At 69.8% G+C, this 15,129-nt stretch carries 15 protein-coding genes; 6 read left to right on the top strand and 9 right to left on the bottom strand.

Annotated features, from left to right (window positions below):
• Window positions 1-77 precede the first annotated feature (77 nt).
• Window positions 78-857 carry a DNA-formamidopyrimidine glycosylase family protein gene (locus ACZ6S0_RS41330; RefSeq protein WP_344890568.1) on the top strand — a complete coding sequence of 260 codons (780 nt, stop codon included), beginning with the start codon at window positions 78-80 and terminating at the stop codon, window positions 855-857.
• Here ACZ6S0_RS41330 and ACZ6S0_RS41325 read toward each other — a convergent pair.
• The 6 genes from ACZ6S0_RS41325 to ACZ6S0_RS41300 all read right to left on the bottom strand — a co-directional run bounded on the left by ACZ6S0_RS41325 (window position 854) and on the right by ACZ6S0_RS41300 (window position 7,394).
• The gene (locus tag ACZ6S0_RS41325; RefSeq protein ID WP_344890577.1) at window positions 854-1,210 is read right to left on the bottom strand and encodes a helix-turn-helix domain-containing protein; all 357 of its coding nucleotides are present in this window, start codon (window positions 1,208-1,210) and stop codon (window positions 854-856) included. The genes ACZ6S0_RS41330 and ACZ6S0_RS41325 overlap by 4 nt on opposite strands.
• 283 nt (window positions 1,211-1,493) lie before the next feature.
• Window positions 1,494-1,985: a CinA family protein gene (locus tag ACZ6S0_RS41320; RefSeq protein ID WP_465924783.1), complete on the bottom strand. Its 492-nt coding sequence runs from the start codon at window positions 1,983-1,985 to the stop codon at window positions 1,494-1,496.
• A 3-nt stretch (window positions 1,986-1,988) separates the two neighbouring features.
• On the bottom strand, window positions 1,989-2,561 hold the full coding sequence (pgsA, locus tag ACZ6S0_RS41315; protein ID WP_465924782.1) for a CDP-diacylglycerol--glycerol-3-phosphate 3-phosphatidyltransferase: 573 nt from the start codon (window positions 2,559-2,561) through the stop codon (window positions 1,989-1,991).
• Window positions 2,558-3,967 (bottom strand): 30S ribosomal protein S12 methylthiotransferase RimO, encoded by a 1,410-nt coding sequence (gene rimO, locus ACZ6S0_RS41310; RefSeq protein ID WP_465924781.1) that lies wholly within the window; start codon window positions 3,965-3,967, stop codon window positions 2,558-2,560. Before rimO ends, pgsA begins: the two co-directional genes overlap by 4 nt.
• Window positions 3,968-4,038: 71 nt before the next feature.
• Window positions 4,039-4,800, bottom strand: coding sequence for a helix-turn-helix domain-containing protein (locus ACZ6S0_RS41305; RefSeq protein ID WP_465924780.1), 762 nt, complete (start codon window positions 4,798-4,800; stop codon window positions 4,039-4,041).
• A gap of 83 nt (window positions 4,801-4,883) precedes the next feature.
• A complete protein-coding gene (locus ACZ6S0_RS41300) occupies window positions 4,884-7,394 on the bottom strand; it encodes a DNA translocase FtsK (RefSeq protein ID WP_465924779.1) in 2,511 nt (836 codons plus the stop codon).
• Between the two features lie 163 nt (window positions 7,395-7,557).
• On the opposite strand from ACZ6S0_RS41300, the gene ACZ6S0_RS41295 reads away from it, so the two are divergent.
• On the top strand, window positions 7,558-8,223 hold the full coding sequence (locus ACZ6S0_RS41295; RefSeq protein ID WP_465924778.1) for a tyrosine-protein phosphatase: 666 nt from the start codon (window positions 7,558-7,560) through the stop codon (window positions 8,221-8,223).
• A 38-nt stretch (window positions 8,224-8,261) separates the two neighbouring features.
• On the opposite strand, the gene ACZ6S0_RS41290 is transcribed toward ACZ6S0_RS41295, so the two are convergent.
• From ACZ6S0_RS41290 to ACZ6S0_RS41280, 3 genes are all read right to left on the bottom strand, one after another.
• On the bottom strand, window positions 8,262-9,194 hold the full coding sequence (locus ACZ6S0_RS41290; RefSeq protein ID WP_465924777.1) for an aldose epimerase family protein: 933 nt from the start codon (window positions 9,192-9,194) through the stop codon (window positions 8,262-8,264).
• Entirely contained in the window at window positions 9,191-10,153 is a 963-nt protein-coding gene (locus ACZ6S0_RS41285; RefSeq protein ID WP_465924776.1) for a LacI family DNA-binding transcriptional regulator, read from the bottom strand. The genes ACZ6S0_RS41290 and ACZ6S0_RS41285 overlap by 4 nt, the downstream gene beginning before the upstream one ends.
• A gap of 104 nt (window positions 10,154-10,257) precedes the next feature.
• Entirely contained in the window at window positions 10,258-11,052 is a 795-nt protein-coding gene (locus ACZ6S0_RS41280; RefSeq protein WP_465924775.1) for an NAD-dependent epimerase/dehydratase family protein, read from the bottom strand.
• Window positions 11,053-11,188: 136 nt separating this feature from the next.
• On the opposite strand from ACZ6S0_RS41280, the gene ACZ6S0_RS41275 reads away from it, so the two are divergent.
• The 4 genes from ACZ6S0_RS41275 (at window position 11,189) to ACZ6S0_RS41260 (ending at window position 15,120) form a co-directional block, all read left to right on the top strand.
• Window positions 11,189-12,499 carry a sugar ABC transporter substrate-binding protein gene (locus tag ACZ6S0_RS41275; RefSeq protein WP_465924774.1) on the top strand — a complete coding sequence of 437 codons (1,311 nt, stop codon included), beginning with the start codon at window positions 11,189-11,191 and terminating at the stop codon, window positions 12,497-12,499.
• Window positions 12,496-13,425, top strand: coding sequence for a carbohydrate ABC transporter permease (locus ACZ6S0_RS41270; RefSeq protein ID WP_465924773.1), 930 nt, complete (start codon window positions 12,496-12,498; stop codon window positions 13,423-13,425). Before ACZ6S0_RS41275 ends, ACZ6S0_RS41270 begins: the two co-directional genes overlap by 4 nt.
• Window positions 13,422-14,282 (top strand): carbohydrate ABC transporter permease, encoded by an 861-nt coding sequence (locus ACZ6S0_RS41265; RefSeq protein WP_465924772.1) that lies wholly within the window; start codon window positions 13,422-13,424, stop codon window positions 14,280-14,282. The genes ACZ6S0_RS41270 and ACZ6S0_RS41265 overlap by 4 nt, the downstream gene beginning before the upstream one ends.
• A 67-nt stretch (window positions 14,283-14,349) precedes the next feature.
• Window positions 14,350-15,120, top strand: a complete 771-nt coding sequence (locus ACZ6S0_RS41260; protein ID WP_465924771.1) for an IclR family transcriptional regulator — start codon at window positions 14,350-14,352, stop codon at window positions 15,118-15,120.
• Window positions 15,121-15,129: the final 9 nt, after the last annotated feature.

Below are 15,129 nucleotides of genomic sequence, written 5' to 3'. Positions count from 1 at the left end.
GCTCGCCACGGCGAAGCACGGCGAAGCACGGCGAAGCACGGCGAAGCACGGCGGGCGCGGGTTCCTAGACTGGAGAGGTGCCCGAAGGAGACGCCGTGTACCGCACGGCCGCCCGGCTGAGGGGCGCGCTCGACGGGAGCGTGCTCCTCCGGTCGGACTTCCGCGTCCCCAGGCACGCCACCGCCGACCTGCGCGGCCGGGCGGTCGTCACCACGCTCTCCCGGGGCAAGCACCTGCTCACCCGGGTGGAGGGCGACCTCACGGTGCACACCCACCTGCGCATGGACGGAAGCTGGCAGATCGCGCCCGCCGGGCGGCGCACCGCCCCCGGCGACCAGGTACGCCTGATCCTGGCCAACGAGCGGTGGCAGGCCGTCGGGGTCAAGCTGGGAATGGTGGATCTCGTCAGAACGGGCGAGGAGGAGCGCCTGGTGGGCCACCTGGGGCCGGACCTGCTCGGCGCGGACTGGGACCCGGACGAGGCCGTGCGAAGGCTGCGAGGGTCGCCGGGCAGGACCATCGGGGAGGCGCTGCTCGATCAGCGCAACCTGGCGGGGATCGGCACGATCTATCGCGCCGAGACCCTTTTCCTGCGCGGGATCTGGCCGTGGCAGAAAGTCGGGGAGATCGAGGATCTCGCGGGGCTCGTGACACTGGCCCAGCGGCTGCTGGACGCGAACAAGGGACATGCGGGCACGGTGACCACAGGTGATCGCCGCCCAGCGAATCAGACCTGGGTCTACGGCAGGGCGGGGAGGCCCTGTCGCCGATGCGGCGCCCGCATCAGCCGTGGGGAGATGGGGGCACAGCCACAGGAACGGCTGATCCTGTGGTGTCCTGGCTGCCAGCCGGGCTAGGCAGCCACCATGTCCTTGACTTCGGGGAACACGGAGTCGGAGATCGACCCGGTAACCGTCTCGGAAAGGGGCAGCCGCTCGTGCTCGGGCACGTCGGCCAGCACAGGAGTGGCCTGGAGCTCCGCCAGCGCGAACTGGTCGGAAACCTCACGCAACACCTGCGAAAGCGGCACTCCGAGCGCGCCGCAGATGGACGCGAGCAACTCGGACGAGGCTTCCTTCTGGCCGCGCTCCACCTCGGACAGGTAGCCGAGCGAGACACGGGCCAAGGTGGACACCTCGCGTAGCGTGCGCCCCTGCCGCACACGCAACCGCCTCAGCACGTCGCCGAGCAGTTGACGCAGCAGAATCATCTGTCGCTCCCTCCCCGGCGCGGACGTCTTCACCACGCCCCGCGCGATCGGATCGTGCCGCACATTGGTCTTGTTGGGTTCGTACATACTCCTCGCCGTCATCACTGGGCGCTGCCGACCCTGAACCGCTCGTGGCTCGTTGCGCGACTCATCAGGCCCGCCTGCCGGGCGCTCGGTGCTTGCAGTTGGCTCACGGACCTCACTCACAGCTCCACCGTACCCGTATCCACCGACACCGCGTCAGACCGTGCATCGCATGTTCGCTCGGGACGTAACACGGTAATCACCCGGAATGTTCCCCTACGTTCGCCTTGAGCACACCTGAAAGGAGATCGACTGCCTCGTCCACCGTCTCTACCCTGATGCGTTCGCGCGACCCCTTGAGGCTCAGCTCGCGGGCCCAGATCCGCCCGTCCGGCCCCGCCACGGCCACGTAGACGGTGCCGACCGGCTTGCCGTCCTGCGGCTCCGGCCCGGCCACCCCGGTCACCGCCACCCCGTACGTCGCCCCGCACACCCGCGCGACCCCGGCCGCCATCGCCGCGGCCACCCCGGGATGCACCGCCCCCTCGCGCCGCAGGAGCTGCGCCGGCACGCCCAGCAGCTCGTGCTTGAGCTCGGTGGCGTAGGAGATCACCCCGCCCCTGAACGCCTTGGACGACCCGGAGACCGAGGTGATCGCCGCGCCGATGAGCCCGCCGGTCAGCGACTCGGCCACCGCGACCGTCGCGCCCTGGCCGACCAGCATCGTCAGCACCTCGGCCACGTCAGCCATCGATCACTTCCCGCGTGCCTGTCTGGCCACTTTCCGCAGCTTCGCGGCTCTGATGACGTAGTCGGCCCCCGTGCCCACGGTGACCACGACGGCCGCGCCCATCACCACCCACCGGACGGGCCCCGGCACGAACGGCAGGAGGTAGAGCACGATGGCGGCGATCTGCAGCACGGTCTTGACCTTGCCGCCGAAGCTGGCCGGGATGACCGCGCGCCGCAGCAGCACGAACCTGAGCGCCGTGATGCCCAGCTCTCTGACGAGGATGACGACCGTGACCCACCAGGGCAGCTCGTCGAGGATCGACAGGCACACCAGCGCCGCCCCGGTGAGCGCCTTGTCGGCGATCGGGTCGGCGATCTTGCCGAAGTCGGTGATGAGGCCGTAGCGCCTGGCCAGCTCCCCGTCGAGGTGGTCGGTGATGGACGCCACCGCGAACACCGCCAGCGCGACCACCCGCCAGCCCGTGCCCGGCAGGAAGAGGCAGAAGACGAAGAAGGGGACGAGCACCAACCGGAGGACCGTGAGGACGTTGGCGATGTTCCACGGGCTCACCACGCGGCGCTCGTCCCTGGTCATGGACCGGCCTTGATGCGCGCGATCAGGTCAACCCCCTCGGCGTCGACCACGACGGCGCGGACGATCTGCCCCTTGACCAGGCCGATGCCCTGGACCGTGACGGACCCGTCGACCTCGGGGCCCTGGTGGGCGGCCCTGCCGTCGTAGCCGCCGTCGCCGAGGTCGTCGTCGATCAGCACGTCGACCTCGGTGCCGATGCGCTCCTCCGCGCGCTGGGCGGTCAGCTCTTCGGCCAGGTCGCTGAGCACGCGTACGCGCTCGTCGACGACCTCCTGCGCCAGCTTGCCCGGCAGCCCGGCCGCCTCGGTGCCGTCTTCGTCGGAGTAGCCGAACACGCCGATCACGTCGAGCCTGGCCTCCTCCAGGAACCCGACCAGGTCGGCGAACTCCTCCTCGGTCTCGCCGGGGAAGCCCACGATGAAGTTGGAGCGCACGCCCGCCTCCGGGGCCCGCTCGCGGACGCTCTCCAGCAGCCCGAGGAAGCGCTCGGGATCGCCGAAGCGGCGCATCCGGCGCAGCACCGTGCCGCTGGCGTGCTGGAAGGACAGGTCGAAGTAGGGGGCCACGCCGTCGGTGCCGGTGAGCACGTCGATCAGGCCGGGGCGCAGCTCGGCCGGCTGGAGGTAGCTGACGCGTACGCGCTCGATGCCCTCGACGGCCGCCAGCCGCGGCAGCAGCTTCTCCAGCGACCTCAGGTCGCCCAGGTCCTTGCCGTAGGACGTGGAGTTCTCGCTCACCAGGACCAGCTCGCGCACCCCCCGGTGAGCCAGCCAGTCGGCCTCGGCCAGCAGCTCGTCCGGCCCGCGCGAGACGTAGGAGCCGCGGAAGGCCGGGATGGCGCAGAACGAGCAGCGCCGGTCGCAGCCGGAGGCCAGCTTGAGCGAGGCGACCGGGCTCTCGTCGAGCCGCTTGCGCAGCACCCTCGGCCCCGTGGCGGGCGCCAGGCCCGCCGGAAGGTCGCCGTGACCTGGGATGTTGGCCTTCGGCGCGCTGGCCCGATCCACCGGCGAGATGGGCAGCAGCGTGCGGCGGTCGCGTGGCGTGTGCGGCTTGAGCGGCCGACCGGCGAGCACGTCGTCGAGACGGCCGCCGATCTCGGCGTAGTCGTCGAACGAGATGACCGCGCCGGCCTCGGGCAGCGCCTCGGCCAGCTCGCTGCCGTAGCGCTCGGCCATGCAGCCCGCGGCGACCACCTTGGCGCCGGAGTCGGCGGCGGCCAGCAGCGTGTCGATGGAGTCTTTCTTGGCCGAGTCGATGAAGCCACACGTATTGACGACGACGACCTCGGGCTCGTCGTCGTCGAGCTGCCAGCCGGCAGCCTCGAGTCGCGCGGCCAGCTCCTCGGAGTCGACCTCGTTACGCGCGCAGCCCAGAGTGATCAGCGATGCGGTTCGGCGGGATGACATGGTGAACACTACGGTATCGGGAGTTGGCCACCACCCGATGCACGGGCTCCCCCCGGGTGACCTCCCCGTGACTACCGCGCCTGCGGTTTCGGCGGCCCGAACGAGCGCCGCACCACGTCTCCCCGGCCGCCCAGGCTCTTCACCTTCTTGCCGTTGACGTGCAGTGTCACGGCTCCGGCGTCGTTCAGGAGCACGTTGACCTTCTCCGGCGCCTGCCACGTGGACGTCTTGCCCGCCTTCAGCTCGCCCGCGAACAACTTGCGCCCGGAGGCGTCGTGCACGTTCACGTACGACGACCGTTTCGCCTTGATACGCACGGTCACCAGGTTCTTGGCGGACACCTTGGACGGCGCGGGATTGGGCGTCTCGGTGATGGGCGTGTTCGGCGGGACGCTGGGCCGGGCCGAGGCCACCCGCACGTCACCCACCCGTACCTGGTCGCTGGCGCCGCCCAGCACCCGCATCATGCCGAAGACCACCACGATGGCCAGCGCCACGCCGAGCGCCATCGTCCAGTTGGGCCCGCGCCGCTCGCGCAGGTTGATCTTGCGGTCGGCCTGGAAGACCGCCGAGGCCGGCACGGGCCGCGGCGCGCCGCCGTGCTGCTGGTCGTAAAGGTGCACGGTGGCCTCGGGGTCGAGCCCCACCGCCTTGGCCACGGCCCTGACGTGCCCCCTGGCGTAGAAGGCTCCCCCGCATTGGCCGTAGTCGTCCTGCTCCAGGCCATGGATCATGGCCTCGCGAATCCTGGTGGCCGCGCTGACCTGCGCGACCGTGAGTCCGGCCGACTGCCTGGCCGCCGCCAGCATGGCCCCGATGCTCTGCTCCTGCACAGCGAACCACCCCCCACCACACCGACTACTCTTCGTGGTGGTACATATTCAATCAGTTATCATCGTGCAAGCGTGCATTGGGGTCATTCGCCACGCAGGTCGGCCAGCAAACCAGGCAGATCGTCGGGCTTGACGAGCACCTCGCGCGCCTTCGAGCCCTCACTCGGGCCGACCACGTTGCGGCTCTCCAGCAGGTCCATCAGCCGCCCGGCCTTGGCGAAGCCGACCCGCAGCTTGCGCTGGAGCATCGAGGTCGAGCCGAACTGGGTGGTCACGATCAGCTCGGCCGCCTGGATCAGCAGGTCGAGGTCGTCGCCGATGTCCTCGTCGATCTCCCGCTTGGCCGGCGCGGCGGCCACGTCGTCGCGGTACTCGACCTGCATCTGCTCCTTGCAGTGCGTGACGATCTCGGCGATCTCCTTCTCCGAGACGAACGCGTTCTGGATGCGGATGGGCTTGCTCGCGCCCATCGGCAGGAACAGCGCGTCGCCCTGGCCGACCAGCTTGTCGGCGCCGGGCTGGTCGAGGATGACCCGCGAGTCGGTGAGGCTGGAGACGGCGAACGCGAGCCTGGACGGCACGTTGGCCTTGATCAGGCCGGTGACCACGTCGACGCTGGGCCGCTGGGTGGCGATCACCAGGTGGATGCCGGCGGCGCGGGCGAGCTGCGTGATGCGCACGATCGAGTCTTCGACGTCGCGCGGGGCCACCATCATGAGGTCGGCCAGCTCGTCCACGATCACCAGCAGGTACGGATACGGCTGGTAGACCCGCTCACTGCCCGGCGGCGGCTGCAGCTTGCCCGCCCGCACGGCCTTGTTGAACTCGTCCACGTGCCGGAACCCCGACGCCGCCAGGTCGTCGTAGCGCCGGTCCATCTCGCCCACGACCCAGTCGAGGGCCTCGGCGGCCTTCTTCGGGTTGGTGATGATGGGCGTGATGAGGTGGGGGATGCCCTCGTACACGCTCAGCTCGACCCGCTTGGGGTCGACCAGCACCATGCGTACCTCGTCGGGGGTGGCGCGCATGAGGATGCTGGTGATCAGGCCGTTGACGCAGACCGACTTGCCGGCGCCGGTGGCGCCCGCGATGAGCAGGTGGGGCATCTTGGCGAGGTTCGCGACGATCGTCCGGCCTTCGACGTCTTTGCCCAGGCCGACGATCATCGGATGGTGGTCGGCCTGCGCCACCTGGGAGCGCAGCACGTCGCCGAGCGCGACGAGGTCCTTGTCGGCGTTCGGGATCTCGACCCCGATGGCCGACTTGCCCGGGATGGGGGACAGGATGCGGACGTCGGCGGACTTGACGGCGTAGGCGATGTTCTTCGTGAGCGCGGTGACCTTCTCCACCTTCACCGCGGGCCCCAGCTCGATCTCGTAACGGGTCACGGTCGGGCCCCGGGTGAACCCGATCACCTGCGCGTCGATGGTGAACTGCTCAAGGACGCTGGTCAGGGCGTTCACCACGGTCGTGTTGGCCTTGGTCTGCGGCTTCGGGGCGCTGCCCTGCTTGAGGTGCTGCAGGTCGGGCAGGCTGTAGGGGCCCGCCTGCGGCGACAGCACGAGCTGCTCCACCTTGCGGGGCGCGGGCGTCGGCTCCGGCGGCTCAGGGCGCTTGTCGGCCTCGGGAGCGGGCGTCTCCTCCTCGTCGGCCAGCCCGGGGACGATCTCGGGCGAGTGGTCGGCCCGTTTGTCCTTCTCCTCCAGCACGGGCGAGTCGTACGGCTTGACGCCGTCGCCGCCCTCGCCCTCCTCGGGCTTCTTGGCCCTGACCCGCTTCTTCGCCGGCGACCTGGACGTCTCGGTCTCGGAGTGGCGTTCGAAGAGCAGGTGCTTCAGCTCGGTCAGGCGCTCGGGGATGCGGTGCACGGGCGTGGCGGTGATCACCAGCACGCCGAACCCGGACAGGATCAGCAGCAGCGGGATCGTCACCCAGGACGGCAGGATGCTCATCGGCGGCGCCGACACGATGAACCCGATCATGCCGCCGGCCTGCGACACCTTGTCCATGCCCTGGCCCTCGCCGGCCGGGTAGGGGGTGTCGTTGGCCACGTGCACGACGCCGAGCACGCCGACCATCAGCGCGGCCCAGCCGATCACCATGCGCCCGGTGTCGGCGTTCTGGTCGGGGTGGCGCAGGTAGCGCCAGGCCAGCAGCCCGAGCAGCAGCGGCAGCGCCCAGGCCAGCGAGCCGAAGACGCCTCGCACGGCCGCGTTGACCACACCGGCCACGGCCCCGTCGGAGTTGCGCCACGTCATGGCCGCCAGCACGATCGCGCCCGCCAGCACCGTCAGGCCCACCCCGTCGCGCCGGTGCACCGGATCGAGCTCGCGGGCGTTCTTGCCCACCGCCCGCGCGGCACTGCCGACGCCGTTGGCGAACAACATCCACAACCCCACGATCAACTTGCCGATCATGGTGAAGACCCAGCTCACGGGGTCCTGATGGGTCACCGAGGGTTTGCGGCCGGTGGCGGCCCCCTTCGCCTTTGACCGTCCCGCCGACGTGGCCCCGCGCTTCGCGGGGGTCGTACGGGTCGAGGTCGACCGCTTCGCCGGCCCCTTCGATGCGCTTTTCGGCGTACGGGTGGCCATGATGCCAAAGGTACGTCGGAGACACCGCGACACGCGCGTAGGCTCGCCGATGTCCCGTCACGCTTGTTCCCCGAGGCTGATCACCCCAAAGGTGACGAGAGATTCACCCGGCGTCCAGTTCGCCGCCGCGTTTCCCCGCACAGAACGTTCGTATACACGACGTATGCCTCTCCTCAATCTGCGGGACGTCGCGGCGGAGACCGCGCTGCGGCCCGGTGTGCTCTACCGCTCCGCGCAGCCGCACACCCTCACCCGCGAGGACGCCGAACTGGTGGCGGGGCTGCGGCTCATCGCGGACCTGCGGGCCGACCACGAGCGGGTCGAGGGCGACTGGGCGCCCGTCCTGGGCGGCGCCGTGCGGCACGCCCCGCTGGGCGCGGGCTCGTCCCTCTCCCCCGCCCGCCTCGCCACGCTGCCGTCCGGCCTGGAACTCGGCGACCTGTACGTGGCCCTGCTCGACCGCCGGGCGACCTGGTTCGCCGGGGTGATCGCGGAGATCGCCGACCACCTGCCCGCGCTCGTTCACTGCGCCGCGGGCAAGGACCGCACCGGCATCGTGGTCGCGCTGATCCTCGACCTGCTCGGCGTGGAGCACGAGGCCATCGTGCGCGACTACGCGCTCACCGCCAAGGCGCTGCCCGACGTGCTGCTCATGCTGGGCGCCGCGCTGTCCGACGACCTGCCCCCCGCGCTGATGGAGGCGCCGGAGAGCGCGATGCGCACGTTCCTGGGCGTGGTGGCCGGACGCGGCGGCGCGGAACGGATCCTGCTCGCCAACGGCCTCACCCGCGCCCACGCCGAACGCCTGCGCACCGCGCTGACCCCCTGACTCAGCCTCACCGATCCCCGCCTCGGCACCGGGGGCGGTCAGACGAAGCGGTAGGTGGTGGTGGAGGTGCGGCGCTCGCCCGGCCGCAGCACCGTGGAGGGGAAGTGCGGCTGGTTGGGCGAGTCGGGGTAGTGCTGGGTCTCCAGGCACAGCCCGGCGAACGGCCCGTACGGCGTCGCGGCCCCGTCCAGCATGCTGCCCGAGTAGAACTGCACGCCCGGCTCGGTGGTCGTGACCCGCATGGTCAGGGCGCCGGCCGTCACCTCGACCCCGCCGTCGAGCACGAAGCAGTGGTCGTAGCCGCCGTCGAGCCGCTCGCCCACGGCGTGCGGCTCGGTGAAGTCGAACGGCGTGCCCTTGACCGGAGCGATCTCCCCCGTGGGGATCTTGCCCGCGTCCACCGGCAGGTAGTGCCCGGCCTCCATCCGCAGGACGTGGTCGAGCACGTCGCCCTCGCCCTTGAGGTTGAAGTAGGCGTGGTTGGTGAGGTTGACCACGGTCGGCGCGTCGGTCTCCGCGGCGTAGTCGACGCGCAGGGCGTCATCCTCCAGCGTGTACGTCACCGAGGCGGTCAGCGTGCCCGGATAGCCCTGGTCTCCGTCGGGGCTGACCAGCGTGAGGGTGACCGACGAGCCGGTGCGGGCGGCGATCGTCCACACCCTGGCGTCGAAGCCCTCGGTGCCGCCGTGCAGGCTGTGGGGGCCGTTGTTGGCCGGCAGGTGGTACTCGGCGCCGTCGAGGGTGAAGCGGGCGTGCGCGATGCGGTTGCCGTACCGGCCGACGACGGCGCCGAAGTAGCGGCTGCGGGTGCGGTAGTCGTCGAGCGTGTCCAGCCCGAGCACCACGTCGACCCCCGACACCTCCAGCGTGCGCACGATCGCGCCGTAGGTGAGCACCTCGGCGCGCAGGCGTCCCGACGACAGCTCCACGCGCTCGACCTGACGGCCCGACGGCAGCGTTCCGAAGATCATTTATGGGCCTTTCCGGTGGACTCGCGGACGATGAGGGCGGTGTCGAGGGTCACCGTCGCGCCCTCGCCTCCCGACTGGAGCAGCAGGTCAACGGCCATTCTGCCGGCCGCCTCCGCGGGCATGGCGACCGTGGTGAGCTTGGGACGGTTGAGCCGCCCCGGCAGGATGTCGTCGAACCCGATCACGCTGATCCGGTCAGGCACCCCGATCTCCATCGCCGCCAGCCCTTCGATGAGGCCGAGCGCGACGAGGTCGTTGTAGGCCAGCACCGCGGTGGCGCCGCAGGCGGCCACCTCCGGGGCCACGGCCAGGCCGCCCGACTCCGTGGGCTGGTTGGGGCCGAAGAAGACCAGGTCGAGGCCGGGGGTCCCGGCGGCGACGCCCTGCATCTCGTTGCTGGTCCACGACCCGGTCGGGCCCGACACGAGCGCGATCCTGCGATGGCCGAGGTCGGCCAGGTGCTCCAGCGCGAGCCCGGCGCCGTGGGCGACGTTCATGAGCACGGCGGGCATGCCCTTGATGCGCCGGTTGATCACCACGAACGGCACGTCCTCGGCCAGGCGCTCGATCATCTTGTTCGACAGGCGGGGGCTGCACAGCAGGACGCCGTCCACCTGCTTGGTGAGCGTCCTGATCAGCTCCTCCTCGACGCGGGGGTCCTCGTCGGTGTCGGCCACGAACACGTGGTAGTCGCGACCGCGCGCCTGGGCCTGGGCCGCCTTGATGAGCGGCGGGAAGAACGGGTTGGAGATGTCGGCCACGATCAGGCCCAGGTTGAACGTGCGGCCGGTGGTGAGCGCCCTGGCCGCCCGGTTGGGACGGTATCCGAGGTCGTCAGCGACTGCCAGGACGCGGCTTCTGGTGGCAGGATTGACGAGGTGCGGCGCGGAGAAGGTACGCGACACGGTGGAGACGTGCACACCGCAGGCGCGGGCCACGTCCTTGATCGTCGCCGCCATCGCCCGGCCCTCCCTTGCAAACGGTTGCCAGACTTAACCTTGACCTTCTGGTCGTCTGTCGTCAAGGTTGTGCAACCGGTTGCCTAGATGGCCTCGGACTCAGGTCACCACTTGCCGCCCAGTTCGTTCAGCGTGAAGACGCCGCCCGCGCGGTCGTGCAAGGGGGCCGACAGGTCGGGCTCGCCCTGCTCGGCGACGAGCGCGGCGGCGAAGGGCTCGGACGAGTCGCGCGAGACGTAGCCGATCGACCGGGCCTCCTCCAGCGACCACCAGCGGCGAGGGCTGTCGGAGACGCCCCAGACGACGTGGTGGCCGGTCGCGCTCAGCCCGGCCTCGACCAACTGGGTCAGGTCGTCGGCCGAGATCCAGGTGGCCAGCCCGCGCGTGTCGGCCGGCCCCTCGTTGCAGGTGCCGAGCCGGACGACGGTGACGTTCATGCCGAACCGGTCGTGATAGAGGCTGCCGAGGGCCTCCATGGCGACCTTGCTCACCCCGTAGAAGGTGTCGGGGCGGGGGAAGGCGTAGTCGGGCAGGTCGGAGCCGTCCCGCGGCCTGGTGTGGAACCCGGCGGCGTGGTGGCTGCCCATGAGCACGACGTGCTCGACCCCCTCCGCGCGCGCGGCCTCCAGCAGCACCTGGGTCCCGTGGATGTTGTCCCGCACGATGTCGGCCCAGGGGTGCTCCCTGCTCTGGCCGCCCAGGTGCAGCACGCCGTCCACGCCCTTCATCGCCTCTGCCACGGCGGCCGGGTCGGTCAGGTCGGCCGGCGCCCATTCCTCGCCGGGGCCGGGCGCGATCGGCCGGACATCGGAAAGGCGCAGCGTACGGCCGTCGCGGGCGAGGCGTGGCCGGAGCAACGTCCCGACTTTTCCCGCGGCTCCTGTCATCAGAATGCGCATGCATCCATGATGTACACGATTCTGGCCGAAATTCACATCCTTGAATATTGACCGTGCGCCATGTCGCTAGTTACGTTCACAGGCACACATCCAAGTCCACGACTCATGTCCACGTACGTGAACAGGAGGCGGTCTGATGTCACGTCGTCTGCTGGGAGTCGCCGTCGCGGCGACTCTGGCCGTAGGACTGACAGGCTGCGGTTCCGGGGGATCGTCAGGTTCGGACAACACTTTCGAGATCTGGATCAGGCAGGCGCCCGATTCCGACTCCGCCAAGACGGCCAAGAAACTGGCCGACGCATTCACCAAGGCCAGCGGGGTGCAGACGAAAGTCGTCGCCCTGTTCGACGACTTCGAGACCAAACTCAACCAGCAGGCGGCGCAGAAACAACTGCCCGACATCGTCATCAACGACACCGCCCAACTCGGCAACATGCAGTCGCAGGGCTGGCTCCAGCAGGTCGACAAGGCGGCGCTGGCCGGTGGCGACCAGCTCGCGGAAACCGCCTGGAAGGCCGCCGCGGGCAGCGACGGCAAGTATTACGCGGCGCCGTTCTCGGCCCAGTCGTTCGCGCTGATCGTACGCAGGGACTGGCGCGAGAAGGTCAAGATGGAGCCGCCCGCCACCTGGGCGGACCTCGCCGAGCTGGCCACCGCGTTCACGGAGCGGGACCCCGACGGCAACGGCAGGAAGGACACCGCGGGCTTCGTCGCCCCGGCGGGCACCAAGCGCGGCTACGCCTCCTGGTACGCCTCCTCCCTCATCTACGCCAACGGCGGCGACTTCCTCACGGCCGCCGGCGCCGGCAAGTACACCGCCACGGTGAACGACCCCAGGACCGTCGAGGCCGTCCAGTACCTCCAGGACCAGTTCTGCAGGACCAAGACGGTCAACCCGGGCGCGGTCAGCAACGACACGACCGTCACGCACGAGGTGTTCGAGAAGGGCCAGGGCGGCATCTACCTGGTCGGGCCGTACGTGCTGGCCAGGTTCGTCAAGAGCATCGGCACCGACAAGCTCGAGGTGCTGCCCGTGCCCAAGGGCCCGTCGGGCGGCCCGGGCACCCTCGGCGAGGGCGAGAACGTCTACCTCATGGCCGGCTCGCCGAACCAGGACGCGCAGAAGAAGTTCGCCGAGTTCGCCGTCTCGCCCGAGGGACAGCGGATCGGCATGAACAAAGACGCCAACGGCGCCATCGTCCGCCTGCCGGTCAACACCACGGTCGACCTGGCCGCCGAGCGGCAGGACCCGCGCTGGAAGGTGTTCCAGGAGTCGTACGCGAACGCCGTCTACGCCCCGCCGGTGCCCAACTGGGCGCCCATCCGCCAGACCTCCGCCGACGCCATCAACGCCGTATGGGCCGACTGCTCCGCCGACGTCAAGGCCGCGATGGACCAGCTCAACACCAAGCTGACCCAGGAACTGCAGAGCCAGAAAGCGTCATGACCTCCCCACTCGCCCCGGCGCGCGGCCGCACGGCGTCCCCCGGCCACCCGCCCAAGGCGGCGCGGTGGCGGGGGCCGCTGATCGCGTGGCTGTTCCTGGCGCCCGCGCTGCTGCTCTTCCTGTACTTCAAGTTCATCCCGATGTTCGTGGGCCTGTGGAAGAGCCTGTTCAAGGTGCAGACCTTCCTCGGCGACGAATGGGTCGGCCTGCGGAACTACCAGACGATCATGGGCGACGACGAGTTCGGCGCGGCCATCTGGCACAGCGTCGTCCTGGCCCTGGGCACCACCGTCGGCTCCCTCGTGCTGGGCCTGGGGCTGGCGCTGCTCATCGAGGGGCCCGCCCGGTACCTGTGGTTCGTCAGGACCGCGGCCTTCCTGCCGGTCGTCACCACGATGGCGGCCGTGGCCGAGGTGTGGCGCATCATGTTCCACCCCGCCAACAACGGGATGCTCAACGTGATCCTCGGCTGGGCGGGCATCGCCCCGCAACCGTGGCTGGCCAGCGAGGACTCTTCGCTCTGGTCGATCATGCTGATGAGCGTCTGGCGCGGCACCCCGTACGACATGATGATCTTCCTGGCCGGTCTGGTCGGCGTGGACCGCACGCTGTACGAGGCCGCGGCCGTGGACGGGGCCTCGACCTGGCGGCGACTGCGGCACATCACGCTGCCGGCGCTGCGTCCGGTGTTCTGGATCCTGTTCACGCTGGCGGCCATCCGCGGCCTGCGGGTCTTCGTCGAGGTGTACGTGCTCACCAACGGCGGACCGAACGGCTCCTCCGAGGTGCTGATGACGCTGATCTACAAGCTCGGCTTCCAGAAGAACGAACTGGGGGTCGCCTCGGCGGGCGGCATCGTGCTGTTCGCGGCCACGCTGGCGCTCACCGTGATCGTGCAGATGCTGCGCAGGAGGCAGGCGACATGAGGTTCGACAGCGCGCTGGGCCTGGAGTCGCGGCGGGGGCCGCTGGCCGTCGCGGGGAAGGTCCTGGTCTACGGGCTCATGGTCACGGTCTTCACCGGGCCGCTGGTCGGGCTCCTGATGAGCGCCTTCAACAAGACCCTCGACCCCACCTCCTTCTCGCTGTGGCCCGACGAGTTCACCTTCGAGAACTTCGTCCAGGCCAAGGACAAGAACGTCTACCGCTACCTGCTCAACTCGTTCATCGTCGTGGGCTTCGGGCTGCTGCTGCAGATGCTGGTGAGCGTCTTCGCGGCGTACTCGCTGGCGCGCAAGAAGTTCCGCGGCATGACGTTCGTGATGTTGCTCATGCTCACCACGATGATGCTCCCCGAGGAGATCATCGCGATCCCCCTCTCGCTCGTCCTGGCCGACCTGCCGGTGCTGCACCTGAACCTGATCGGCACCTACGCCGGGATGATCCTGCCCGTCGGGGCCTGGGGCTTCTCCATCCTCGTGATGACCGAGTTCATGAAGGAGGTGCCGGTCGAACTGGAGGAGGCCGCGCGCATCGACGGCGCCGGCGAGCTGCGGATCTTCGCCACGATCATCCTGCCGCTGTGCCGCCCCGCGCTCGGCGTGATCGGCGTCTTCGGGTTCACCATGATCTGGGACCAGTACCTGCTCCCGCTGATCGTCGCCCCCGAGTCGGACATGTGGACACTGCCCATCGCGCTGCGCTCGCTCCGCTCGGACGAGGAGGTCGGCATCGGCGTGCTGCTCGCCGCCTCGCTGCTGGCGCTGCTGCCGTCGATCATCGCCTTCCTGGCGTTCCAGCGGCAGTTCATGCGCGGTCTGACAAGCGGCGCGGTCAAGGGTTAGGCGTCCATGTATCTGGACGGTATCCCATATCCTGGATATCCGAAGCCGCCGAAGGATATGAGATGGGATGGCCATGGAGCAGCCCCAGTTGGTCAAGTCCGCCGAGCGGACCGTACGCATCCTGGAGACGCTGGCCGAGTCGCACGACCATCTGACCCTGTCGGAGCTCCAGCAGCGTACCGGCTTCCCCCGCAGCAGCCTGCACGCCCTGATGCGGACGTTGGTCGAGCTCAACTGGGTGGAGACCGACTCGGCCAGGTCGGCCTTCGGGATCGGGCCGCACGCGCTGCTCACCGGCACGGCCTACCTCGACAAGGACCCCGCGCTGCCGTACGCGCAGGACTGCCTGGAGGACCTGCGGGACGAGATCGGCCACACCGTGCACTTCGCCCGCCGTGACGGGGCGCACGTGCTCTACCTGGCGACCAGGGAGTCCCGCGAGGCCGACCACGTCATCCCCAGGGTGGGCCGGCGGCTGCCCGCCCACCTCACGGCGCTCGGGCAGGTGCTGCTCGCCCAGCTCACCGACGACGAGGTCGTGGCGCTGCTGCCCAACCCGCTGACCACGCTCACCCAGCACACCATCACCGACCTCACCAAACTGACAGACGAACTCGACCAGGTCCGCACCCGCGGCTGGTCGTACGAACGCGAGCAGGGCACGCCGGGCGTGGCCTGCGTGGCCGTGGCGGTCGACTACCGCATCCCGGCCACCGACGCGATCAGTTGCTCGATGCCCGCCGGACTCACCCCGGCCGAGGTCGAGCAGATCACCCACGCGGTTGTCAAACACACCCAGAAGCTGGCAGCCACCCTCCGCAGGGAGGGCATCCGCTAGAAAGGACCG

This window comes from Nonomuraea sp. NPDC051298 (assembly GCF_055586305.1).
This window is presented reverse-complemented; position numbering and strand designations above follow the sequence as displayed.